Genomic DNA, 22,454 nt, shown 5'->3' on the forward strand with positions numbered 1-22,454 from the left:
GATGAGCTACGCCGTGCAGCAAATTCATGATCTGCGCCTGGTGGTTTTCGCCGAAGCCGGGCCGATGCTGAAAGATGAAAATGACGTCAGCCTGTTTATCGCGCCCGCCTTTGAACACGAGGCCGGGATGATCGTCCTCCCTGTCAGCCGCCTGGACGCCACCTTTTTCCAGCTGAGGAGCGGCATGGCCGGCGCCGTATTGCAGAAATTCATCAACTACCGCCTGCGTGTGGCCCTGCTGGGCGATATCACCCCTTGGTTAGCGCAAAGCAACGCGCTGCAAGACTTTGTGCGCGAAGCCAATCGCGGCGAACAGGTCTGGTTCCTCCCTTCTCTCGCTGAACTAAATCAGCGCCTTGGCGCCTGACGACAGGCAATAAAAAAGGGAGGCTTTCGCCTCCCTTGGTAACTCCCCTGCCTGAATCAGTGATTACGGATGTATTCGTCCATATCGGTTTTCAGGTTGTCGGACTTGGTGCCGAAGATGGCCTGCACGCCGGAGCCAGCGACGACTACGCCGGCTGCGCCCAGTTTCTTCAGGCCCGCCTGGTCAACTTTGGACACGTCGGCCACGCTGACGCGCAGACGGGTGATGCAAGCATCCAGGTTAGTGATGTTTTCTTTGCCGCCGAAGGCCTGAACCAGCGCCGCGGACATTTCGGAACCGCCCTGCGCAGACTGCTCGGCAGCGGTGTCTTCACGGCCCGGCGTTTTCAGATCCAGCTTGGCGATCAGCACGCGGAAGATGGTGTAGTACACCAGACCGTAGACGATGCCGACGATTGGGAACAGCCAGATTTTGCTGCTGTTGCCGCTCAGTACGATAAAGTCGATCAGGCCGTGCGAGAAGCTGGTGCCGTCACGCATGCCCAACAGAATGCAGATTGGGAACGCCAGACCGGCCAGGATAGCGTGGATCACGTACAGGATCGGCGCGACGAACATGAAGGAGAACTCGATCGGCTCGGTGATACCGGTCAGGAACGAGGTCAGCGCGGCGGAGATCATGATGCCGCCGACTTTAGCGCGGTTTTCCGGCTTGGCCGAGTGCCAGATGGCGATGGCCGCAGCAGGCAGACCGTACATTTTGAACAGGAAGCCGCCGGACAGTTTGCCCGCGGTTGGGTCACCCGCCATATAGCGAGGGATGTCGCCGTGGAACACCTGACCCGCCGCGTTGGTGAATTCACCAATCTGCATTTGGAACGGTACGTTCCAGATGTGGTGCAGACCGAACGGCACCAGAGCACGCTCAACCACGCCGTAAATGCCGAAGGCTACAACCGGGTTCTGGTAAGCCGCCCATTGCGAGAAGGTCTGGATAGCCGTACCGATCGGCGGCCAGATGAAGGACAGCACTACGCCCAGAACGATCGCCGCCAGACCGGAAATGATCGGCACGAAACGCTTACCGGCAAAGAAGCCCAGGTATTCCGGCAGTTGAATGCGGAAGAAGCGGTTGAACATATAGGCCGCGATGGCGCCGGAGATAATCCCCCCGAGCACGCCGGTATCCGCTAGGTGTTTGGCCGCAATCTCTTCAGCCGGCAGGTGCAGCACCAGCGGCGCAACCACCGCCATGGTTTTCACCATGATGCCGTAGGCCACCACCGCCGCCAGCGCGGAAACGCCGTCGTTGTTGGTGAAGCCCAAGGCGACGCCGATGGCGAAAATCAGCGGCATGTTGGCGAAGACCGAACCGCCCGCTTCCGCCATCACGTGGGAGACTACCGCAGGTAGCCAGCTAAAGTTGGCGGAGCCGACGCCCAGCAGGATACCTGCGATAGGCAACACGGACACCGGCAGCATGAGCGATTTACCTACTTTTTGCAGGTTTGCAAATGCGTTCTTGAACATAGTTGAGTGTGCTCCTGAGTAATAATGCTTTGCTACTTCTTGTCGCGATACGTCGCGCTGCAAGGGGGGGAGAAAAACCCCTGCAATTCAGGGTGTCTGAGCACCCCTTGAATTTATTACGCAGAGTAAAATAAATAGCCTGCGCAATGTTTGATGACAATCACGTTTCGATGATCGAGCCGCGGCAACTTTGCATAAACCGGCGTTTTTTTGACAAAACAGAGCAAAAAACGCGCACCAACCACCTTGAAACGGGAGGGAACCTTACCCGTTTCAGTGATTAATTACGAGCTTAAAAAAAATTACGCAGACAATGACCTACAGCTATAGCCTAGGTCAAAGATCACAGATCGAGGTGAAATAAGCGTGAAAAGTTGGCGGTGGTGGCTTCGGCCAGCTGTTCCAGGCTAACGCCCTTCAATACCGCCATGTATTCAGCCACATCGCGCACATAGGCGGGTTGGTTTTCTTTGCCGCGATGCGGCACCGGCGCCAGGTAAGGCGAGTCGGTTTCCACCAGAATGCGATCCAGCGGCACGTAACGTGCCACTTCGCGCAGCTGTTCAGCATTGCGGAAGGTCACGATGCCGGAGAAAGAGATGTAGAAGCCCAGATCCAGCAAGGCTTCGGCCGTGGCCAGATCTTCGGTGAAGCAGTGCAGCACGCCGCCGCAGTCCTGTGCATTCTCTTCACGCAGGATCGCCAGCGTGTCCGCGCGCGCGTCGCGGGTGTGGACGATCACCGGCTTGTTCAGATCCCGGCCGATACGGATATGCTCGCGGAAAGAGTCCTGTTGCAGCTCAAGGTTATCCTTCTGGTAGAAGTAATCGAGCCCGGTCTCCCCCAGCGCCACCACCTGCTCCGCCGCCGCCAGGCGACGCAGCTCGGCGTAATCATAGCCCTCTTCCAGATTGAGCGGATGCACCCCGCACGAGAAGGCCACGTCGTTACGCTCGCCGATCAGTTCGGTCATGGAACGGTAGCCCGGCAACGTGGTGGCGACCGCCAGCACATAGCCGACGTCGCGCGCTTTGGCCTTGGCCAGCGCGTCGTCCACATTCTGGTGCAGCGTCTGATAATCCAGACTGTCAAGGTGGCAATGAGAATCGACTAACAACATAATTTTTAACTCTTTAACTTTACAGCGAGTGAGGGTGGGAATAGCCGGCGGCGCCGAGCATCTGTTCCCAGCGAAGTAACTGTTCGGTCAGCAGCAGCTCGCGGTTAACGCCCACCACGCTGAGCAGCTGGTGACGGCAGTTCAGCCACTGCTGCACGATCTGCTGCAGCGAGGCGCTGCTCAGCAGGCTGGCCAGCTGATGCACCAGCGGTTGCTGATCCTGATTCAATACATAGTGATGCGCGCCTTGCTGCCACTTCATGGCGTCCACCAGCAGCGCGCACAGCCAGTGCAGGCGCTCAGCGACATCTTCATGGTTCAGCACCGGCAGCAGCGACAGCATATCGCGCTGCGGCAGCGCGGCGCTCAACGCGGCGCACAGCGCGCTGCGCTGCTGCCACTGCTGCGGCTGCAACAGCTGTTCGGCGGCCAGCGGCGCGCCGTCGTGCAGGCGCAGCGCCGTGAGGCGGTCCGTCGGAGAGCCGGCCGCCTGTCGGCCCAGCCACTGCAGGCTGAGCTGCTCCTCCGGGCTGACCAAATGCCAGTACAGGCAGCGGCTGCGCAGCGTCGCCATCAGCCGCGACGGCTCACGGCAACCCAGCAGGAAATAGGTTTTCTCCGGCGGCTCTTCCAGCGTTTTAAGCAGCGCGTTGGCCGCCGCCTCGGTCAGCTGTTCCGCCTGCGGCAGCCAAATCACCTTGGCGCCGCCCTGCTGCGCGTGGGCATACAGCGTTTCAATCACCTGGCGGATCGGTTCGATGCCCAGGCTGCTCTTGCCCTTTTCCGGCGCCAGCACGTGATAATCCGGGTGGTTGCCCGCCAGCATCAGCCGACAGCTGTGACACTCGCCGCAGCTTTTTTCACCGTTGCGCTGCTGACAGATCAACCAACGGCTCAGGCCATAGGTCAGCGCATCGTCACCGTTGCCCGGCGCCGCGTGCAGCAGCAGCGCATGATGGCCGCGCCCCTCGGCGTACTGCCCAATCAGCTGGCGATAAGGGCCATTCAGCCACGGATACCAGTTCATTATGCGCCTTCCTGCTGCCGCAACCAGTGGCCGACGCAGTCGCGGATCGCCGCCGTCACCTGCTCCAGCGGCTGGGCAGCGTTAACGGTGACGATGGTTTCATCCTGCGCCGCCAGCTCGAGATAGCGCGCGCGGGTGCGTTCGAAGAACGGCAGCGCCTCCTGTTCAATGCGATCCAGCTGGCCGCGCGCCTGTGCGCGTTGCAGGCCGACCAGCGGCGGCAGATCGAGATAAACCGTCAGATCCGGGCGGAAATCCCCCAGCACGGTGTCGCGCAGCGAGGCCATCAGCTGCGGATCTACGCCACGGCCACCGCCCTGGTAAGCCTGTGAAGAGAGATCGTGGCGATCGCCCACCACCCAGGCGCCGCGCGCCAGAGCCGGTTTAATCACGGTTTCCACCAGCTGCACGCGCGCGGCGTACAGCATCAATACTTCGGCCTTGATGGTCGGCAATTCGCCGTCGATGCCGCGCTTGAACAGATCGCGCAGTTTCTCCGCCAGCGGCGTGCCGCCGGGTTCACGGGTGAAGACGATGTCGCTGACGCCGTGTTCGCGCAACACATTGACCACCGTATCGCGCGCGGTGGTCTTGCCCGCGCCTTCCAGCCCTTCGATAACAACGAATTTACTTTTCATTCTTTTCCTTTAACGCCTGACGGTACACGCGCACCGCCTGGTTATGGCTCGCCAGATTGGTGGTGAAGGTATGCCCACCCTTGCCGTCGGCGACAAAATAGAGATATGGCGTTTTGGCCGGATTGGCGGCCGCCTGCAACGAGGCCTCACCCGGCATGGCGATCGGCGTTGGCGGCAGGCCGGCGATCACATAGGTGTTGTAAGGCGTCGGCGTCTCCAGATCCTTGCGCGTGATGTTGCCATTATAGCTTTCGCCCATGCCGTAGATCACCGTCGGATCGGTCTGCAGACGCATGCCGATGCGCAAGCGGTTGACGAACACCGACGCCACCTTGCTGCGCTCTTCCGGCACCGCGGTCTCTTTCTCGACGATCGAAGCCATGGTCAGCAGCTCCTCCGGCGTTTTGTACGGCAGGCTGGCGTCGCGGCCGGCCCAGGCGGCCTGCAGCGCTTTGTTCATGCGCACGTGCGCGCGTTTGAGCAGCGCGATGTCGCTCATGCCGGCGGTATACTGATAGGTATCCGGGTACAAATGCCCTTCCGGGGTTTCGCCCGCAGGAATGCCGAGCGCAGCGGCGATCTCCGCTTCGCTCTTGCCCGCCAGGGTGTGTTTCAGGTATTTGGACTGCTGCAACACCTGCTGCCAGTCACGCAGGCGTGAGCCTTCGATAAAGCGTGCGGTGAACTGTGCCTCTTTGCCGCTGGCCAACAGTTTCAGCATCTGACGCACCGTCATGCCCGGCGTGAACCGGTAGGTACCGGCTTTAAATTCCGCCAGCTCCGGCTCCAGCTTCAGCAGCCACTGGAACCAGCGGCCATTGTGCACCAATTTGTCGCGCACCAGTAACCCTTCGAGCGCTACCCGGCCAGTGCCGGCCGGCAGTTTGAAGATGGTCTCTTGCTGGATGGCCAGCGGCGTATCGGCAAAGCGTTCGATCTTCTGATAGCCCCAAAACAGCAGCGCCAATGCCAGAACAACAATAACAGACAGGACCTTCAGCTTTCTTTTCTTCATCAATTAGCCATGGTTAACAGTGTGGACGCAAAAAATCATACAGCTGACGCGAAGCATAACGCCATGATTGTGCAGCGTTTACCGGCAGCAACGGCATCAGTGCATTGCTCACCAGAACTTCGTCGGCATCGGCCAGCGTCTCCAGCGGTTCACTGACGCAATGCAGACGGTATTCCGAGCCCGCCAGCAGCGCGATCACTCGCCGCCGCATCAGGCCCGCGACGCCCGCCTGGTTCAGATCCGGGGTAAATACCGCTTTTCCCTTACGCCAGAACAAATTAGCCGCACAGCATTCCACCAGCATACCGGCAGTGTCAAGCACCAGCGCCTCGTCGGCGCCCGTCTGGTCAAGATGCGCGCGGATCAGCACCTGCTCCAGGCGGTTCAAATGCTTCAACCCCGCCAGCAGCGGATTGCGCGCCAGCGCCACCGGGCTGAGCGCAAGCGTAATGCCCTGCTCGCGCCACTGCAAATAGTGCGCAGGGTAGCTGCTGCGGGCAACAATGCGCGTCGGGTTCTCGCACCCGGTCGGGCTGTAACCCCGCCCACCGCTGCCGCGCGTCAGTATCGCTTTGACCACGCCGAGCGGAATTGATTCGGCCGCCAGCGCCATCTCGCGCTCGAAAGCCGCCCAATCGGTGGCGGGCAGCATCAGCCTCTGCGCCGCTTGCTTCAGCCGCTCCAGATGCCAGGGCAAAAGCTCGATTTTACCGTCGATAACCCGGGCAGTCGTAAAACAGCCATCGCCGAACTGCAGGCCGCGATCGCTCGGCGCCAGCGCGTCGTGGCGTTGTCCGTTAATCCAGTACATGCTTCCTCCTGTTGCCGGGTTATTTCATTACGCTCGCAGAATAGCAGGCGGCGAGGCAATACGCAGCCCTGCTGACGGCCGGACGCCAGGCGTAAAAAAGCCCGGTTAAAAAACCGGGCTTTCATCAGCGTTCGACAGCGCGAGTTACACTCGGCGGAAGATCAGCGAGCCGTTGGTGCCGCCGAAGCCGAAGGAGTTACACAAGGTGTACTCCATATCGCTGACCTGGCGCGCTTCGTGAGGCACGAAGTCCAGATCGCAACCTTCATCCGGGTTATCCAGGTTGATGGTTGGCGGTACCGCCTGATCGCGCAGCGCCAGCACGGTGAAGATGGACTCGATCGCGCCTGCCGCACCCAACAGGTGGCCAGTCATCGATTTGGTCGAGCTCACCAGCACGCGGTGGGCGTCGGCACCGAAGACGGATTTCACCGCCTGCGCTTCCGCCTGGTCACCCGCCGGCGTAGAGGTGCCGTGCGCATTGATGTAGCCGATTTGTGACGGGGTCACACCGGCGTCAAGCAGGGCATTTTCCATCGCCAGCGCAGCGCCTGCGCCGTTTTCCGGTGGTGACGTCATGTGATAAGCATCGCTGCTCATCCCAAAGCCCACCACTTCGGCGTAGATTTTCGCGCCGCGTTTTTTCGCGTGTTCGTACTCTTCCAGCACCATCATGCCGGCGCCGTCGCCCAGCACGAAGCCGTCGCGGTCTTTATCCCACGGACGGCTCGCCGCCTGCGGATTGTCATTACGGGTGGACAGGGCGCGCGCTGCGCCAAAGCCGCCGACGCCCAATGGGGTGCTGGCTTTCTCTGCCCCACCGGCCAGCATCACGTCCGCATCATTGTAGGCAATGATGCGCGCCGCATGGCCGATATTGTGCACACCTGAAGTACAGGCGGTGGCGATAGAGATGCTTGGACCACGCATGCCGTACATGATTGTCAGGTGGCCTGCAATCATATTCACGATGGTGGATGGCACGAAGAACGGACTGATTTTCCGTGGGCCACCGTTAACCAGTGAACTGTGGTTTTCTTCGATCAAACCCAGGCCGCCGATGCCGGAACCGATCGCGGCTCCAATGCGGGTGGCGTTAGCCTCGGTGATGTCCAGACCTGCATCCTGCATGGCTTGCATGCCGGCAGCGATACCGTACTGGATAAAGGCGTCCATCTTGCGCGCATCTTTGCGAGAGATGAAATCCTCAGAATTAAAATTCTTTACCAGGCCAGCAAACTTGGTCGCATAGGCAGTGGTATCGAAATGGTCGATCAGGCTGATGCCACTCTGACCGGCAAGAAGAGCGTTCCACGTGGACTCTACCGTATTGCCGACAGGAGACAACATGCCCAGTCCGGTCACAACTACTCGACGCTTAGACACGTTTGTCCTCCAGGGAGGGAAAAATATGACACTAGGGATAGAAAAAACTTAGGCGGTCGAACGACCGCCTAGATATGTTCTCTTACTGCTGGCTAGCGTTGATGAAATCAATAGCTGCCTGAACAGTAGTGATCTTCTCAGCTTCTTCGTCTGGAATCTCGGTGTCGAATTCTTCTTCCAGTGCCATTACCAGCTCAACGGTGTCAAGAGAATCAGCGCCCAGATCTTCAACGAAAGAAGCGTTGTTCAAAACTTCTTCCTGTTTAACACCCAGTTGCTCAACAATGATTTTCTTAACGCGTTCTTCGATAGTGCTCATACTCTTAAATTTCCTATCAAAACTCGCTTTCGCGATGGTTTTCGTAGTGTATAAAATGCTGAAAAAGATGCAACTAAATCCCGGCTGGTCAAACCACGATTTTACGCTATTTTGCGGTTTTTGCCTCAAATAACGCAAATGGTTTTCGCATTTTTTAAATCATGTACATGCCGCCATTGACATGTAACGTTTCACCGGTGATATAGCCGGCCTCATCAGAGGCCAAAAATGCAACAGCGCTGGCGATTTCTTTAGCATCGCCCAGCCGGTTGGCTGGAACTGATGACAAAATGCCTGCGCGTTGATCATCTGTCAACGCCCGTGTCATGTCCGTCTCAATAAAGCCAGGTGCCACGACGTTGACCGTAATGCCACGAGAAGCAACTTCACGTGCCAAAGATTTGCTAAAACCAATCAGACCGGCTTTAGCCGCCGCGTAGTTCGCCTGCCCTGCGTTCCCCATGGTACCGACAACGGAACCGATGGTGATGATACGGCCAAACCGCTTTTTCATCATAGCGCGCATTACCGCTTTTGACAGGCGGAATACGGAAGTCAGGTTGGTGTCGAGGATATCCTCCCACTCATCATCCTTCATACGCATCAGCAGGTTATCACGCGTGATGCCGGCATTATTCACTAAAATGTCGATTTCGCCAAATTCGGCACGAATCGATGCCAGCACGCTGTCGATAGATTGCGCATCAACAACGTTCAACATAAACCCTTTGCCGTTTGCGCCCAGGTAGCCGCTGATCGCTTCAGCGCCACTCTCACTGGTCGCGGTGCCGATCACTTTGGCGCCGCGTGCTACAAACGTTTCTGCAATGGCTCGGCCAATACCGCGGCTCGCGCCGGTGACCAGAACGATTTTACCTTCGAAGCTCATCATTTTCCTCTTTATTGTTCAAGCGCCGCCGACAGGCTGGCGGTGTCGTTCACCGCCGCAGCCGTCAGGGTGTCAACAATACGTTTAGTCAGACCGGTCAGCACTTTGCCCGGCCCCACTTCCAGCAGCGACGTCACTCCCTGTGCTGCGATAAATTCTACGCTCTCGGTCCAACGCACCGGGCTGTAAAGCTGACGCACCAGCGCGCTGCGGATCGCTTCAGGATCGTTTTCGGTGCGTACGTCGACGTTGTTCACCACCGGCACCTGCGGCGCGTTGAAGGTGATGTCCTGCAGCGCCACGGCCAGCTTGTCGGCGGCCGGTTTCATCAGCGCGCAGTGCGAAGGCACGCTCACCGGCAGCGGCAGCGCACGTTTGGCGCCGGCGGCTTTGCAGGCGGCGCCTGCACGTTCAACCGCTTCTTTATTGCCGGCGATAACCACCTGGCCCGGCGAGTTGAAGTTGACCGGAGAAACCACCTGCCCCTGCGCGGACTCTTCGCACGCCTTGGCGATCGCGTCGTTGTCCAGACCGATGATGGCGTACATCGCGCCGGTGCCTTCCGGCACCGCTTCCTGCATCAGCTTGCCGCGCAGCTCGACCAGACGGATCGCCGCCTTGAAGTCCAGCACGCCGGCGCAGACCAGCGCCGAGTACTCGCCCAGGCTGTGGCCCGCCATCAGCGCAGGCGCTTTACCGCCCTGCTGCTGCCACACGCGGAAAATCGCCACGGAAGCGGCCAACAGAGCCGGTTGGGTCTGCCAGGTTTTGTTCAGTTCTTCCGCCGGACCTTGCTGCACCAGCTGCCACAGGTCGTAACCCAGGGCGGAAGAAGCCTCGCCAAAGGTTTCTTCGACGATCGGGAACTGGGCGGCCAACTCGGCCAGCATGCCAACGGTCTGCGACCCCTGGCCCGGGAAAACAAAAGCAAATTGCGTCATTTTTTCTTCCTGTCCAAATCAGAAACGAACCAGCGCCGAGCCCCAGGTAAAGCCGCCGCCGAAGGCTTCCAACAGCACCAGTTGGCCACGCTGAATTCGCCCGTCGCGCACGGCTTCGTCCAGTGCGGAAGGCACCGAGGCGGCAGAGGTGTTGCCGTGACGATCGAGCGTCACCACCACTTTGTCCATCCCCATGCCCAGTTTTTTCGCCGTTGCGCTGATGATGCGCAGGTTGGCCTGGTGCGGCACCAGCCAATCCAGCTCGCTGCGGTCCATGTTGTTGGCCTGCAGCGTCTCGTCGACGATGCGCGCCAGCTCGGTGACCGCAACCTTGAAGACTTCATTGCCCGCCATGGTGACATAGGCCGGCTTGTCTTGATTCTGGCGATCCTTATATGGCAGCGTCAGCAGGTTGCCGTAGCTGCCGTCGGCATGCAGATGGGTAGACAGAATGCCCGGCTCTTCAGACGCCCCCAGCACCACCGCCCCTGCGCCATCACCAAACAGGATGATGGTGCCGCGATCTTCAGGATCCAGCGTGCGTGACAACAGATCTGCGCCGATCACCAACGCATGTTTGACCGCGCCGTTTTTCACGTACTGATCGGCCACGCTGAGCGCGTAAGTAAAGCCGGCGCAGGCCGCAGCCAGATCGAACGCCGCGCAGTCTTTGATACCCAGCATGTCTTGCACCAGGCACGCCGCGCTCGGGAACGCGTGCGTATTCGTGGTGGTCGCCACCACGATCAGCCCGATGTCTTCTTTAGCCACACCTGCCATTTCCAGCGCTTTTTCAGCGGCCTGGAAGCTCATCGTCGCAACGGTTTCATCCGCGGCGGCGATGCGACGTTCGCGGATACCGGTACGCGTGACGATCCACTCGTCAGAGGTATCCACCATTTTTTCCAAATCAGCATTGGTGCGCACTTGTACGGGCAAATAACTCCCCGTACCGAGAATCTTTGTATACATGTACGATCAGTCACTCTTAGGTAATACAGCCTCAAGGCGCGCAGCAATCCTTTCCGGGACTTGCCGCTGCACCGCCTGCACAGCCTGTTCGATTGCGACTGCAAACGCGTGAGGGTTCGCAGCGCCGTGGCTCTTGACTACGGTGCTGCGCAATCCTAACAGACATGCGCCATTATACTGGTCGGGGTTCAGGTGGCCGAACCGCTTAACCACCCGTTTTTGCAACCAACGGCCCAACAATTTCAGCCACCACGCTCGCTTGTTTCCGTCGCCGGACGATTTCAGCAGCGATAAGAACACCCTGACCACCCCTTCCATGGTTTTCAGGGTGACATTGCCCACGAAGCCATCACAAACCAACACGTCGGTCTTGCCGGTGAGCAGTTCGTTTCCTTCCAGGTAACCAATATAGTTGATTGCCGGAGTATTTTTTAGCACAGCGGCCGCTTCGCGGATATTATCCAGGCCTTTGGTCTCTTCTTCGCCAATATTCAGCAGCGCCACCCGCGGTTGCGCAATGCCGATCACCTCTTCCGCCATCACCGCACCCATCACGGCAAACTGCACCAGCATGGTGCTGTCGCACTCAACGTTGGCGCCCAGATCCAGCACCACGGTTTTGCTGCGTTGCTGGTTCGGGATCGCCGTCATCAGCGCCGGGCGCTCGATGCCTTCCAGCGGCTTGACCAGCAGCTTCGCCAATCCCATCAGCGCACCGGTATTGCCGGCGCTGACGCACCCCTGCGCGTTGCCGCTGCTGAGCTGTTCGAGCGCAATGCGCATCGACGTGCCGCGACTGGCGCGTATCGCTTGTGAAGGTTTGGCGTCGCCGGCGATCACGGACACGGCGGGCACGACTTGCAGACGCTCCAGAAGAACCGGATCGGCGTGGGCAAGCAAGGGAGAGATGACGTCGGGATTGCCGACCAGCAGGAGATGAAGCTGTAAATTAGAGGCCAGTGCCTGCAACGAAGCAGGCACTGTGACGCAGGGACCGAAGTCCCCGCCCATTGCATCTAACGCCAGGGTTAGACGAGTCAAGGTATCGCTACTTAGCCGATAACCTTGCGACCGCGGTAGAAACCGTCGGCAGTGATGTGGTGACGACGGTGAGTTTCACCGGATACTTTGTCTACAGACAGAGTAGTCGTGGTCAGAGCATCGTGAGAACGACGCATGCCACGCTTGGAACGGGTTGGTTTATTCTGTTGTACGGCCATGGACCTTACTCCTCAATTACTTACGCTTTAAACTGGCTAATACGGCAAACGGATTCGGTTTCTCCGCCTCGGGAGGCAGTTGGCCAAATACCATGTCCGCTTCGGACACTTCACAGTGTTCAGATTCATGTACCGGAACGACAGGCAGTGAAAGAATAATTTCGTCTTCAATCATTGCCAACAGATCGACTTCGCCAAACTCGTCAACTTCGATCGGTTCGTACGCTTCCGGTAATGCCTCAGCCTGCTCATCATTGACGACCGGGCTAAAACAATATGTTGTGTGAACCTGATGTTCGAACGGGACTCCACAGCGTTGGCACATCAACGTTACCGTGACGTCCGCATGCCCTGTTATCACCGCGAGGCGTTGATTGTCGATATTGAACGACAACGACACCTCGACATCACTGTCCACACTGACCACGGAGTCGGCAACACGAGTAACCTGCTCAGGCGCATAGACACCAGCATAGTCCAGGCGTTTCTGAGCGGTACGTACCGCATCAATGGTCAAGGGTAATTTTACCTTTTGCATAGGGCGCGCATATTAACTTTGTAACGACATAGAGTCAAAGAAAAAGGCCGTAAAACGGCTCCTTTCACCAATATTCGCTTCCACAGCGGCCGACAGTTTAAAATGCCGTACCCATTTACGCTACGGTTTGCGAAAAAAATTATGCAGAGATTGCTTTTAGCCTCCACTTCCCCCTATCGAAAAATGCTGCTGGAGAAGCTGCAGCTGCCGTTCGACTGCGCCGCGCCGGAGGTGGATGAAACCCCCTTGCCCGGCGAAAGCGCCGAAGCGCTGGTGCTGCGCCTGGCGGCGGCGAAGGCTCAGGCGTTGGCCCTCGCCTATCCCGAGCATCTGATCATCGGCTCCGATCAGGTCTGCGTGATCGATGGCAACATCACCGGCAAGCCCCATACCGAGGAAAACGCCCGCGCGCAGCTGCGGCAGGCCAGCGGCCAGGCAGTGACTTTCTATACCGGCCTGGCGCTGTACAACGGCCGCAGCAAGCAGCTGCAAGCCTTGTGCGAGCCGTTTCACGTGCATTTTCGCGCGCTAAGCGAAGCGGAGATAGCCGCCTATGTGCGTCTGGAGCAACCGCTGAACTGCGCAGGCAGTTTCAAGAGCGAGGGATTGGGGATCGCGCTGTTCGACAGGCTGGAAGGCCGGGATCCGAACGCCCTGATCGGCCTGCCGTTGATCGCGCTGTTGGACATGTTGCGGGCTGAAGGCATCAACCCGCTGGTGTGACGCAGATTACTTGGCCGCCTGCCGGCGCAGCACCTGCAGGCAGTGGCGCAGTTCTTCGTCCATCGGCGCTTCGATGCGCATCGTTTCGCCGGTGGCCGGATGCTCAAAACGCAGCGCCGCGGCGTGCAGAAACAGACGCTTCAGGCCGGTACCCGCCAGTTGACGATCGAACTCGCGATCGCCATAGCGATCGTCAAAGGCGATCGGGTGCCCGGCATGCAGAGTGTGCACGCGGATCTGGTGAGTACGCCCGGTGATCGGGCTGGCCTTCACCAGGGTGGCGAATTCGTAACGCTCTTCTACCTTGAAGCGGGTTTCCGAAGGCTTGCCTTCGCTGTTGACGCGCACGATACGTTCGCCGCTTTGCAGAATATTTTTCAGCAGCGGCGCCTGTACGGCCTTGCAGTGCGATTGCCACTGGCCGCGCACCAGCGCCAGATAATCCTTCTGCATGCCCTTCAGCCGCAGTTGCTCATGCAGCGAACGCAGCGCGGAACGCTTCTTGGCCACCAACAGCACGCCGGAGGTATCGCGATCCAAACGGTGCACCAGCTCGAGGAAGCGGGCTTCCGGGCGCAGCGCGCGCAGCCCTTCGATCACGCCGAAGCTCAGGCCGCTGCCGCCGTGCACCGCGGTGCCGGAAGGCTTGTTGAGGATCAACAGGTGGTCGTCTTCATACAGAATACAGTCGGCCAGCGCCGCCACCTTATCCAGCTTGGCCGACACCGGCGTCTCTTCGCGCTCGGCCACCCGCACCGGCGGCACGCGCACCACGTCGCCGGCCGCCAATTTGTATTCAACCTTGATGCGCCCTTTATTGACCCGCACCTCGCCTTTGCGCACGATGCGATAAATCATGCTCTTCGGTACGCCTTTCAGGCGAGCGAGCAGAAAGTTGTCGATTCTCTGACCGGCTTCGTCGTCGGAAATCGTGATGAATTGTACTGCTGGATTGTTCGTTTTCATGGTGCGGGATTCTAAATAGAGCGCGTGAATAGCGCCACATCTTTTTCTGTGCTTAACTGTCTCTCTGACGGCGGGCGAAACCCCAGCGGACAATAAGGCAGCAAGCCGATTTGAACGTTTGCGATTTCTTCCGCAGTTAAGGAAAAGTCACCTTGCTATAACGGCATCAGCAGTGGAATAATGCAGTCACTTTCCGCGTTGATTCTCGTTAAACAGGGAAAACGGTGGAATTATAAAATTTGTCTGATCGCGCAAAAACGCAGCAATGGCGTAAGACGTAATGCGAAATCAAACAATTAGCGGGCTGCGGGTTGCAGCTTGGCCGGCAAATGGAATCAGATCTGTCGACGTAAATCAGAGGCTATTCCCCTAGTAAAAGTGCTGTCTTTCACAAAGAAAAGCAGGCTTACCGAGATAATGCGCCCCTATGCAGGCGACAACCGTGAGGTTGACGACTTTGCGAGAAGACACGGGGCTTTCGGTTTAACTCCGGCCATGAGGTTATTTTGCCCGCAGCTTTGTCGATAATGTAAAAATAACGAGTAAGTTAAGATGAAAAGAATGTTGATTAACGCAACTCAGCAGGAAGAGTTGCGTGTTGCCCTCGTAGATGGACAGCGGCTGTATGATTTGGATATCGAAAGTCCGGGTCATGAGCAGAAAAAAGCGAATATTTACAAAGGCAAAATCACCCGCATTGAACCAAGTCTTGAAGCAGCGTTCGTGGATTACGGCGCAGAACGACATGGTTTCCTCCCCCTTAAAGAAATCGCCCGCGAATACTTCCCTAGCAATTACTCTTCCCATGGTCGCCCAAACATCAAAGATGTGCTGCGCGAAGGCCAGGAAGTCATTGTTCAGGTAGACAAAGAAGAACGTGGCAACAAAGGCGCCGCCTTGACCACCTTCATCAGCCTGGCGGGCAGCTATCTGGTGTTGATGCCGAACAACCCGCGCGCCGGCGGTATTTCTCGCCGCATCGAGGGTGACGATCGCACCGAGCTGAAAGAAGCGCTCTCCTCGCTGCAGCTGCCGGACGGCATGGGCCTGATCGTTCGCACCGCGGGCGTAGGCAAATCCGCCGACGCGCTGCAGTGGGATCTTTCCTTCCGTCTGAAGCACTGGGAAGCGATTAAAAAAGCCGCCGAAGGCCGCCCTGCGCCGTTCCTGATCCACCAGGAAAGCAACGTTATCGTGCGCGCCTTCCGCGACTACCTGCGCCCGGACATCGGCGAAATCCTGATCGACAACCCGAAAATTCTCGATCTGGCCAAAGAGCACATCGCTGCGCTGGGTCGCCCGGATTTCAGCAGCAAAATCAAACTGTACAGCGGTGAAATTCCCCTGTTCAGCCACTACCAGATCGAATCGCAGATCGAATCCGCCTTCCAGCGCGAAGTGCGCCTGCCGTCCGGCGGCTCGATCGTCATCGACAGCACCGAAGCGCTGACCGCCATCGACATCAACTCCGCGCGCGCAACCCGCGGCGGCGACATCGAAGAGACGGCGTTCAACACCAACCTGGAAGCGGCGGACGAGATCGCTCGCCAGCTGCGCCTGCGCGACCTCGGCGGCCTGATCGTCATCGACTTCATCGACATGACGCCGGTACGCCACCAGCGCGAAGTGGAAAACCGCCTGCGTGACGCCGTGCGCCAAGACCGCGCGCGCATCCAAATCGGCCGCATCTCCCGCTTCGGCCTGCTGGAAATGTCGCGTCAGCGCCTCAGCCCGTCGCTGGGCGAGTCCAGCCACCACGTGTGCCCACGCTGTAACGGCACCGGCACCATTCGCGACAACGAATCGCTGGCGCTGTCCATTCTGCGCCTGATCGAAGAAGAAGCGCTGAAGGAAAACACCAAAGAAGTTCACGCTATCGTGCCGGTTCAGGTCGCTTCGTACCTGCTGAACGAAAAGCGCGAATCCGTCAGCGCGATCGAAAAACGCCAGGGCGGCGTGAAAGCCGTCATCGTGCCGAACGATCAGATGCAAACCCCGCACTACTCGGTGCTGCGCGTGCGCAAGGGCGAGGAAACCTCTACCCTCAGCTACCTGCTGCCGAAGCTGCACGAAGAAGACATGGAGCGCCCGCTGGAAGATGCGCCGATGGAACGCAAGCGTCCGGAGCAACCGGCCCTGGCTTCCTTCTCGCTGTCCGCCGATGCGCCGCCGCCGGCTGAAGAGCCCGTCGCCGTGACCAAACCTGTCGCTGCCGCCGCCAAGGCGAAAGCCGCAGCGCCGGTCGCCGCCAAGCAGGGCTTCCTGGGCCGCCTGTTCGGTGGTCTGAAGAGCCTGTTCGCCGGTGAAGAACAACCTGCCGTCGAAGAAGCCAAACCGGCCGAAACGCCGAAAGCGGAAGGCAACGGTGAAAACCGTCGTCAGGATCGTCGCGGTCAGCGCCGCCAAGGCACCGGCCGTAAAGAGCGCGGTGAGCGTGGCGATCGTCCTGAACGCGGCGAGCGTAAAGAGCGCGGTGAAGGCCGTGACAATCGCGAGCGCGACAACCGTGAACCGCGTGAGAACCGTGAAGGCCGTGAATCGCGTGAGTCCCGCGATGAGCAGCGTCGTAACCGCCGCAACCAGCAGCAGAACGCGCCGGTAGCGGAGGAAACCACTTCGGAAGAAAGCGCTAAAGCGCCGCGCGAAGATCAGCAGCAGCGTCGTGAGCAGCGTGCTGAACGCCAGCGTCGCCGTCAGGAAGAGAAACGTCAGGCTCAGCAGGAAGTGAAAGCGCTGGAAAGCGTTGAAGCGGTCGAGAGCACCGACGAAGAGCAGGAAGAACGCCAGCAGCAGAACATGCAGCGCCGTCAGCGCCGCACGCTGACGCAGAAAGTGCGTATCCTGTCTGCCGAAGAAGAGCTGCAGCGTGCAGCGGAAGAGCTGTTGGCGCCGAAAGCGCCGGTAGCGAAAGCCGAAGACGTGCAGCCGACCGCCGACGATAGCGTCAAGCTGCTGCCGGAAACCGTTGCCGCACAGCCGGAAGACGATGCCCAGGGTGAAAACCGCGGCAACGGCGAAGGCATGCCGCGCCGCTCCCGTCGTTCACCGCGTCACCTGCGCGTCAGCGGCCAGCGCCGCCGTCGTTACCGCGATGAGCGTTACCCGCTGCAATCTCCAATGCCGCTGGCGGGTGCCTTCGCTTCGCCGGAAATGGCATCGGGCAAAGTCTGGGTAAGCTACCCGGTCGCTCAGGTTGAAGAAGCCGAAGTGCAGACCGAAGCCGTAGAGCAGGCACCGGTTGTCGCCGCAGCGGTTGAACAACACAACGTTGCCGTGGAAGAAACCCAGGCCGCGGCCAGCGTCAACGAACCGGCACCAGAAGCCGCCGTTGAAACTGCCGCCGTCACCGTAACGGAAGAAGCTGCAGCCGTAGCGCCTGTCGTTGCTATCCCGGCCGAGGAAACCCCGGCGCCGGCGGAAGCCGCGGTTGAAGAGCCGAAAGTGGAAGAGACTGCCCCGGCAGTGGAAGCCGAGCCGGTAGTTGAAACCGTTGCTGCAGAGCCTGTAGTTGAAGCTAAGTCGGTCGAGGACGAGCCTGTGGTCGAAACTGCGCCGGTAGAAGCCACGCCAGCGAAAGAAACGCCAGTGGTAGAAGCTGCACCTACGGCGGCGGCCGTGGAAGCCGCTCCGGTGGAAACAGCCCCTGCGCCAGTGGTTGCTCAGCAGCCGGCGCCGGTGAAAGCCGTGCAGAACGTGCTGTACAAACACATCGCCACTGCACCGATGACCAAAGCGCCGGCACCAGCCTATGTACCGGAAGAACGCAAGCACAGCGACTGGCAGCGCCCTTCCTTCAACTTCGAAGGCAAAGGCTCCGCAGGCGGCCATTCGGCGGTGAGCCAGGCAACCGCGCCGGCCACCAAACCGCAGCCGGTTAACGAATAAGTTAATCTGCACCCCTAAAAAAACCCGCCATCGGCGGGTTTTTTCTTGCCTGTAAAATACTCAGGCGATCTTCTTCAGTTTTTTGATGTCCAGAACATCCAACTTGCCGTCAAGCCGGCTGACGAACTGCTGAAAATGCGCCGTCTCATTATGCTTATCCAGCGCTTCGCTGCTGGCCCAACGCTCAAAGAACACGAAAACACCCGGCTTTTCCAGATCGCGATGCAAGTCATATTGCAGGTTGCCCAACTCCTGGCGGCTCGGCTCGATAATGTCGTGCACCGCTTCGCTGACGGCGGCTTCAAATCCCGCTTTCGCTTGCAGGGTGGCGATAACGCGTACTTCCATTGCTTTCTCCCTTTCCACTTGATGAAGGTCGACGGTATTGGCGTCGGCATCGTTGAAATCCCGGTTACTATGCGCCCGCCGCGCTATTGATTTCAACTTGTCGGCAACAAACAGATGCATCTGCGGCACTTTCCGCTTATCCTTACACCCCGGCGTGAATAAACCCATTATTCGCTTTTCATTAGACGTATTTGACCGCCGGAGCCTAGCTAGATGACCGCACAACCTCAAGTTCTGAAAATCCGCCGCCCAGACGACTGGCATATCCACCTGCGTGACGATGAAATGCTGAAAACGGTGGTGCCCTATACCAGTCAGGTATTTGGCCGGGCGATCGTGATGCCGAACCTGGTTCCGCCCGTAACGACCGTGGCCGCCGCGCGCGCCTACCGCGATCGCATTCTGGCGGCGGTCCCGCAGGGGCACAACTTCACTCCGCTGATGACCTGCTACCTGACCAACTCCCTGGCGGCCAGTGAACTGGTCAACGGCTTCGAACAAGGGGTGTTTACTGCCGCCAAGCTGTATCCGGCCAACGCCACCACCAACTCCAGCCACGGCGTCAGCGACGTGACCGGTATTTACCCGCTGTTCGAACAGATGCAAAAAATCGGCATGCCTTTGCTGATCCACGGCGAAGTGACCGATCCCGCCGTCGATATCTTCGACCGCGAGGCGCGCTTTATCGAACAGGTGATGGAACCGATTCGCCAGCATTTCCCTGAGCTGAAGATCGTCTTCGAGCACATCACCACCAAGGAAGCGGCGCAATATGTGCAGGCAGGCAATCGTTTCCTCGGCGCCACCATCACGCCGCAGCACCTGATGTTCAACCGCAACCACATGCTGGTCGGTGGCATTCGCCCTCACCTGTTCTGCTTGCCGATCCTCAAGCGCAATGTCCACCAGGAGGCGCTGCGTCAGGCGGTGGCCAGCGGCTCGGACCGCTTCTTCCTTGGCACCGACTCCGCGCCGCACCTCAAGCACCGTAAAGAGTCCAGCTGTGGCTGCGCCGGCTGCTTCAACGCGCCGAATGCCATCCCGGCTTACGCCGCCGTGTTCGAACAACTCGGCGCGTTGGAACACTTTGAAGCCTTCTGTTCGCTCAATGGCCCGCGCTTCTATGGCCTGCCGCTCAACGAAGACTTCATCGAACTGCAGCGCGTGCCAACCACCCAGCCGGAAGAGATCGCCCTCGGCAATGAATCCGTGATCCCCTTCCTGGCGGGTGAAACCCTGAACTGGTCGCTGAAAGACTGATATTTTTGCTTCGCCCTCTTGCCCCCGCACTCGGTTAACTGTATAAATAAACAGTAAATCGCTTCGGGGGCAATTATGCGTGTTGAAGTCACTATAGATAAAACCCGGCCGCTGCCGGCGGGCGCCATTGAGGCGCTGACCGGAGAACTGGGCAAGCGGGTCAACCGCCAGTTTCCAGACGCCGTCGTGCACGTACGCTATGCCGGCGCCAACGGGCTCTCCGTGCTGGGGGGCGCCAAAACCGACCGGGATCTGATCGAGGAAATCCTTCAGGAAACCTGGGAAAGCGCAGACGAATGGTTTAGCGCAGAATAACACTGCAATGCTGTTTTTGCCGGGGGTCGCTCTCCGGCTTTTTTGTTTCTGGCGCCCTGCCCATTCATCGCTTACCCTTACTCTGGAACAAAATCCGCCTCAGCGCTGTATTTAACGCAAAGGAGTTAGCATGGCCCCGGACAAGGTGAAATCCGAAGACGCAATGACGTTTGGCGAACTGCTGACGCTGATAGCCGATCAGAAAAGGCGCTTGAACGTACTGGAAGTGGCTTTTTCTTATCTGGCCTTCAGCCTGGATGACAAAGCCAACCAACGGCTGATCCACAGCCTGAAGCTGGAATCGCACAGCCAGAATCGCGATGCCGAAACGCAAAAGCATTTCGCCCATTTGGCCGAAGAGCTGGAAAAATGTCTGCATGGCGCATCGCCGCCTGCCGACGCGGAATAACGCGCTGCGCTCTGCTCATCCACTGCTGCACATACAAATTTGTAGAATAATTGTTCAAATAAATATTTATTTTGCAAATTTCGGTGACAACCCTCTCCACCGTTGAAAGCGGATGCGTATACTGTAATTGCTCTCATGATGATGAGCCGCATTGATCCTCGTTAGTCACTCACGGTAGTTACTACTCAATAAGGGGTCTTTATGGACAGAAATGATGAAGTAATTCAGACGCACCCGCTTGTCGGTTGGGATATCAGTACTGTCGACGTTTACGACGCCATGATGATACGCCTTCATTACCTGTCTTCACTAGACCAAACGCCCGAAGAAGCCCAAGTAGACCGAACGCTTTGGCTGACTACAGATGTCGCCCGTCAATTAATCAATATTTTAGAGGCCGGCATCGCCAAGATTGAAGCTACGGATTACCAGGATCTTGATCGCAGAAAACATTGATTCATCGTCCCCTAACCCTAAGGCGCCGTGACCGTTCCCGGCGCCTTTTTCTTTGCCTTTCGCCGTTCAATCAGTGCATTGCGCTCGCCAACCTTTTATCATGGGGCGATAAGCAATTGCTATCAGAGAGGGTGGGCACGTGGAATATGATTTGATCGTGGTGGGCAGCGGTTCAGTCGGCGCGGCGGCAGGGTATTACGCTACCCGGGCCGGTTTGAAAGCGCTGATGATCGACAGCGCCATTCCTCCACACCGCAACGGCAGCCATCACGGCGATACCCGCATCATTCGTCACGCTTACGGCGAAGGTGAAAAGTACGTGCCGCTGGTGCTGCGTGCACAGGCGCTGTGGAATGCGCTGATTCAGCAATCCGGTGAAGAACTGTTCCAGTCGTGCGGCGTACTCAACCTGGGGCCGCAGCACTCCGAATTCATTCGCAATGCTCAGCAGAGCGCGCAAAAGTTTCGCCTGAATGCGCAAACCCTCAGCGCCGAACAGATCGCTCAACGCTGGCCGGAATTCCGCGCGCCGGAAGGTTACGTCGGCGTCTTCGAGCCAGACGCCGGCTTCCTGCGCTCCGAACAGGCGGTTGCCAGCCTGATCAAACTGGCGAAAGAGGCCGGCTGCAGCCAGCTGTTCAACTGCCCGGTCAGCGCGGTGAACCCCATTGATGGCGGCGTTGAGATCGTCACCGGCGAAGGGCGTTTCACGGCGCGAAAAGCGGTGGTCACCGCAGGCACCTGGGTGAAAGCGCTGTTGCCGCAGCTGCCTATCGCGCCATTGCGCAAGGTATTCTCCTGGCATCAGGCGGACGGCCGCTACAGCGTGAACAATCGCTTCCCGGCCTTTACCGTCGAAGCGCAGGACGGCACGCACTATTACGGCTTCCCGGCGGATAACGATGGCCTGAAAGTGGGCAAACACGACGGCGGCCAGCCGATGGATGCCCCCGAACAGCGCAAACCCTTCGGCAGCTACGCCAGCGACGGCACGGAAGTTTTCTCCTTCCTGCGGCAATTTTTGCCGGGTGTAGGCGTATGTTTACACGGCGAAGCCTGCAGTTATGATATGAGCCCCGACGAAGATTTTATTATCGATACCCTGCCGGATTGCGATCGCCTGATGGTCATCAGCGGATTGAGCGGCCACGGCTTCAAGTTCGCCAGCGCACTGGGCGAGATCGCCGCGCTGTTCGCGCAGGACAAAGCGCCGCCGGTTGACCTCTCCAGCTTTGGTCTGAAGCGATTCAGCTAAGCGAAGGATTTCGCTGTCCACGTTCCCGTCGCGCCCTGGACAGCGAAATCTGCCGGTTACAATTTATTAACCTGCTAACTCTTTTAAATACCAAGTAAAAATTC

At 58.6% G+C, this 22,454-nt stretch carries 24 protein-coding genes; 8 read left to right on the top strand and 16 right to left on the bottom strand.

The window, feature by feature from the left end; translation table 11 throughout:
* The first annotated feature begins 1 nt into the window (after position 1).
* Complete coding sequence (locus tag AC2CGQ_RS10245; RefSeq protein ID WP_484593648.1) at positions 2-367, top strand: DUF4180 domain-containing protein; 366 nt, start codon at positions 2-4, stop codon at positions 365-367.
* 56 nt (positions 368-423) lie between these two features.
* Here AC2CGQ_RS10245 and ptsG read toward each other — a convergent pair whose 3' ends face one another.
* The 14 genes from ptsG to yceD form a co-directional block, all read right to left on the bottom strand.
* The gene (gene ptsG / locus AC2CGQ_RS10250) at positions 424-1,857 is read right to left on the bottom strand and encodes a PTS glucose transporter subunit IIBC (RefSeq protein ID WP_015377458.1); all 1,434 of its coding nucleotides are present in this window, start codon (positions 1,855-1,857) and stop codon (positions 424-426) included.
* Between the two features lie 343 nt (positions 1,858-2,200).
* Positions 2,201-2,977: a metal-dependent hydrolase gene (locus tag AC2CGQ_RS10255; RefSeq protein WP_033633350.1), complete on the bottom strand. Its 777-nt coding sequence runs from the start codon at positions 2,975-2,977 to the stop codon at positions 2,201-2,203.
* A 19-nt stretch (positions 2,978-2,996) separates the two neighbouring features.
* Positions 2,997-4,004 (bottom strand): DNA polymerase III subunit delta', encoded by a 1,008-nt coding sequence (gene holB / locus AC2CGQ_RS10260; RefSeq protein ID WP_484593649.1) that lies wholly within the window; start codon positions 4,002-4,004, stop codon positions 2,997-2,999.
* Positions 4,004-4,642 carry a dTMP kinase gene (gene tmk, locus AC2CGQ_RS10265; RefSeq protein ID WP_033633352.1) on the bottom strand — a complete coding sequence of 213 codons (639 nt, stop codon included), beginning with the start codon at positions 4,640-4,642 and terminating at the stop codon, positions 4,004-4,006. Before tmk ends, holB begins: the two co-directional genes overlap by 1 nt.
* A complete protein-coding gene (mltG, locus tag AC2CGQ_RS10270) occupies positions 4,632-5,657 on the bottom strand; it encodes an endolytic transglycosylase MltG (RefSeq protein ID WP_082996849.1) in 1,026 nt (341 codons plus the stop codon). The genes tmk and mltG overlap by 11 nt, the downstream gene beginning before the upstream one ends.
* Before the next feature lie 13 nt (positions 5,658-5,670).
* Positions 5,671-6,468, bottom strand: a complete 798-nt coding sequence (pabC, locus tag AC2CGQ_RS10275; protein ID WP_484593650.1) for an aminodeoxychorismate lyase — start codon at positions 6,466-6,468, stop codon at positions 5,671-5,673.
* Positions 6,469-6,612: 144 nt separating this feature from the next.
* Positions 6,613-7,854, bottom strand: a complete 1,242-nt coding sequence (fabF, locus tag AC2CGQ_RS10280; protein ID WP_015377452.1) for a beta-ketoacyl-ACP synthase II — start codon at positions 7,852-7,854, stop codon at positions 6,613-6,615.
* 82 nt (positions 7,855-7,936) lie between these two features.
* Entirely contained in the window at positions 7,937-8,173 is a 237-nt protein-coding gene (gene acpP / locus AC2CGQ_RS10285; protein ID WP_004719003.1) for an acyl carrier protein, read from the bottom strand.
* Between the two features lie 154 nt (positions 8,174-8,327).
* A complete protein-coding gene (fabG, locus tag AC2CGQ_RS10290; RefSeq protein ID WP_004928729.1) occupies positions 8,328-9,062 on the bottom strand; it encodes a 3-oxoacyl-ACP reductase FabG in 735 nt (244 codons plus the stop codon).
* An 11-nt stretch (positions 9,063-9,073) separates the two neighbouring features.
* Entirely contained in the window at positions 9,074-10,003 is a 930-nt protein-coding gene (gene fabD, locus AC2CGQ_RS10295; protein ID WP_015377451.1) for an ACP S-malonyltransferase, read from the bottom strand.
* A gap of 18 nt (positions 10,004-10,021) precedes the next feature.
* Positions 10,022-10,975 carry a beta-ketoacyl-ACP synthase III gene (locus AC2CGQ_RS10300; protein ID WP_004928723.1) on the bottom strand — a complete coding sequence of 318 codons (954 nt, stop codon included), beginning with the start codon at positions 10,973-10,975 and terminating at the stop codon, positions 10,022-10,024.
* Between the two features lie 6 nt (positions 10,976-10,981).
* Positions 10,982-12,016 (bottom strand): phosphate acyltransferase PlsX, encoded by a 1,035-nt coding sequence (plsX, locus tag AC2CGQ_RS10305; RefSeq protein WP_071796784.1) that lies wholly within the window; start codon positions 12,014-12,016, stop codon positions 10,982-10,984.
* Positions 12,017-12,027: 11 nt separating this feature from the next.
* Positions 12,028-12,195, bottom strand: coding sequence for a 50S ribosomal protein L32 (gene rpmF, locus AC2CGQ_RS10310; RefSeq protein ID WP_004927778.1), 168 nt, complete (start codon positions 12,193-12,195; stop codon positions 12,028-12,030).
* A 16-nt stretch (positions 12,196-12,211) separates the two neighbouring features.
* Positions 12,212-12,733, bottom strand: a complete 522-nt coding sequence (gene yceD, locus AC2CGQ_RS10315; protein WP_004927780.1) for a 23S rRNA accumulation protein YceD — start codon at positions 12,731-12,733, stop codon at positions 12,212-12,214.
* Between the two features lie 141 nt (positions 12,734-12,874).
* Between yceD and AC2CGQ_RS10320 the strand changes: the two genes are divergently transcribed.
* Complete coding sequence (locus tag AC2CGQ_RS10320) at positions 12,875-13,456, top strand: Maf family protein (protein ID WP_004927784.1); 582 nt, start codon at positions 12,875-12,877, stop codon at positions 13,454-13,456.
* A 6-nt stretch (positions 13,457-13,462) separates the two neighbouring features.
* Here AC2CGQ_RS10320 and rluC read toward each other — a convergent pair whose 3' ends face one another.
* Positions 13,463-14,422: a 23S rRNA pseudouridine(955/2504/2580) synthase RluC gene (gene rluC, locus AC2CGQ_RS10325; protein WP_015377448.1), complete on the bottom strand. Its 960-nt coding sequence runs from the start codon at positions 14,420-14,422 to the stop codon at positions 13,463-13,465.
* Between the two features lie 552 nt (positions 14,423-14,974).
* Between rluC and rne the strand changes: the two genes are divergently transcribed.
* The gene (gene rne / locus AC2CGQ_RS10330) at positions 14,975-18,307 is read left to right on the top strand and encodes a ribonuclease E (protein ID WP_076740344.1); all 3,333 of its coding nucleotides are present in this window, start codon (positions 14,975-14,977) and stop codon (positions 18,305-18,307) included.
* A gap of 60 nt (positions 18,308-18,367) precedes the next feature.
* Here the strand turns inward: rne and AC2CGQ_RS10335 are convergent, their stop codons facing one another.
* Positions 18,368-18,655 carry a putative quinol monooxygenase gene (locus AC2CGQ_RS10335; protein WP_015377446.1) on the bottom strand — a complete coding sequence of 96 codons (288 nt, stop codon included), beginning with the start codon at positions 18,653-18,655 and terminating at the stop codon, positions 18,368-18,370.
* 213 nt (positions 18,656-18,868) lie between these two features.
* On the opposite strand from AC2CGQ_RS10335, the gene pyrC reads away from it, so the two are divergent.
* The 5 genes from pyrC to solA all read left to right on the top strand — a co-directional run bounded on the left by pyrC (position 18,869) and on the right by solA (position 22,350).
* On the top strand, positions 18,869-19,915 hold the full coding sequence (gene pyrC, locus AC2CGQ_RS10340; protein ID WP_004927803.1) for a dihydroorotase: 1,047 nt from the start codon (positions 18,869-18,871) through the stop codon (positions 19,913-19,915).
* A gap of 75 nt (positions 19,916-19,990) precedes the next feature.
* Positions 19,991-20,230 carry a DNA damage-inducible protein I gene (gene dinI, locus AC2CGQ_RS10345; RefSeq protein ID WP_015377444.1) on the top strand — a complete coding sequence of 80 codons (240 nt, stop codon included), beginning with the start codon at positions 19,991-19,993 and terminating at the stop codon, positions 20,228-20,230.
* Between the two features lie 130 nt (positions 20,231-20,360).
* Positions 20,361-20,639 (top strand): hypothetical protein, encoded by a 279-nt coding sequence (locus tag AC2CGQ_RS10350; protein ID WP_484593651.1) that lies wholly within the window; start codon positions 20,361-20,363, stop codon positions 20,637-20,639.
* Between the two features lie 201 nt (positions 20,640-20,840).
* The gene (gene bssS / locus AC2CGQ_RS10355) at positions 20,841-21,095 is read left to right on the top strand and encodes a biofilm formation regulator BssS (RefSeq protein ID WP_004927812.1); all 255 of its coding nucleotides are present in this window, start codon (positions 20,841-20,843) and stop codon (positions 21,093-21,095) included.
* A gap of 139 nt (positions 21,096-21,234) precedes the next feature.
* On the top strand, positions 21,235-22,350 hold the full coding sequence (gene solA, locus AC2CGQ_RS10360) for an N-methyl-L-tryptophan oxidase (protein ID WP_021504910.1): 1,116 nt from the start codon (positions 21,235-21,237) through the stop codon (positions 22,348-22,350).
* Positions 22,351-22,454 lie beyond the last annotated feature (104 nt).

The organism is Serratia sp. DFXYC6 (assembly GCF_057196085.1).

Coding starts and splice junctions, on each gene's coding strand:
- mltG (WP_082996849.1), bottom strand. CDS start 5,657: ATGAAGAAAAGAAAGCTGAAGGTCCTGTCTGTTATTGTTGTTCTGGCA.
- holB (WP_484593649.1), bottom strand. CDS start 4,004: ATGAACTGGTATCCGTGGCTGAATGGCCCTTATCGCCAGCTGATTGGG.
- rpmF (WP_004927778.1), bottom strand. CDS start 12,195: ATGGCCGTACAACAGAATAAACCAACCCGTTCCAAGCGTGGCATGCGT.
- AC2CGQ_RS10335 (WP_015377446.1), bottom strand. CDS start 18,655: ATGGAAGTACGCGTTATCGCCACCCTGCAAGCGAAAGCGGGATTTGAA.
- fabD (WP_015377451.1), bottom strand. CDS start 10,003: ATGACGCAATTTGCTTTTGTTTTCCCGGGCCAGGGGTCGCAGACCGTT.
- fabG (WP_004928729.1), bottom strand. CDS start 9,062: ATGAGCTTCGAAGGTAAAATCGTTCTGGTCACCGGCGCGAGCCGCGGT.
- yceD (WP_004927780.1), bottom strand. CDS start 12,733: ATGCAAAAGGTAAAATTACCCTTGACCATTGATGCGGTACGTACCGCT.
- rne (WP_076740344.1), top strand. CDS start 14,975: ATGAAAAGAATGTTGATTAACGCAACTCAGCAGGAAGAGTTGCGTGTT.
- acpP (WP_004719003.1), bottom strand. CDS start 8,173: ATGAGCACTATCGAAGAACGCGTTAAGAAAATCATTGTTGAGCAACTG.
- ptsG (WP_015377458.1), bottom strand. CDS start 1,857: ATGTTCAAGAACGCATTTGCAAACCTGCAAAAAGTAGGTAAATCGCTC.
- dinI (WP_015377444.1), top strand. CDS start 19,991: ATGCGTGTTGAAGTCACTATAGATAAAACCCGGCCGCTGCCGGCGGGC.
- tmk (WP_033633352.1), bottom strand. CDS start 4,642: ATGAAAAGTAAATTCGTTGTTATCGAAGGGCTGGAAGGCGCGGGCAAG.
- AC2CGQ_RS10320 (WP_004927784.1), top strand. CDS start 12,875: ATGCAGAGATTGCTTTTAGCCTCCACTTCCCCCTATCGAAAAATGCTG.
- AC2CGQ_RS10350 (WP_484593651.1), top strand. CDS start 20,361: ATGGCCCCGGACAAGGTGAAATCCGAAGACGCAATGACGTTTGGCGAA.
- AC2CGQ_RS10255 (WP_033633350.1), bottom strand. CDS start 2,977: ATGTTGTTAGTCGATTCTCATTGCCACCTTGACAGTCTGGATTATCAG.
- pyrC (WP_004927803.1), top strand. CDS start 18,869: ATGACCGCACAACCTCAAGTTCTGAAAATCCGCCGCCCAGACGACTGG.
- pabC (WP_484593650.1), bottom strand. CDS start 6,468: ATGTACTGGATTAACGGACAACGCCACGACGCGCTGGCGCCGAGCGAT.
- AC2CGQ_RS10245 (WP_484593648.1), top strand. CDS start 2: ATGAGCTACGCCGTGCAGCAAATTCATGATCTGCGCCTGGTGGTTTTC.
- AC2CGQ_RS10300 (WP_004928723.1), bottom strand. CDS start 10,975: ATGTATACAAAGATTCTCGGTACGGGGAGTTATTTGCCCGTACAAGTG.
- rluC (WP_015377448.1), bottom strand. CDS start 14,422: ATGAAAACGAACAATCCAGCAGTACAATTCATCACGATTTCCGACGAC.
- bssS (WP_004927812.1), top strand. CDS start 20,841: ATGGACAGAAATGATGAAGTAATTCAGACGCACCCGCTTGTCGGTTGG.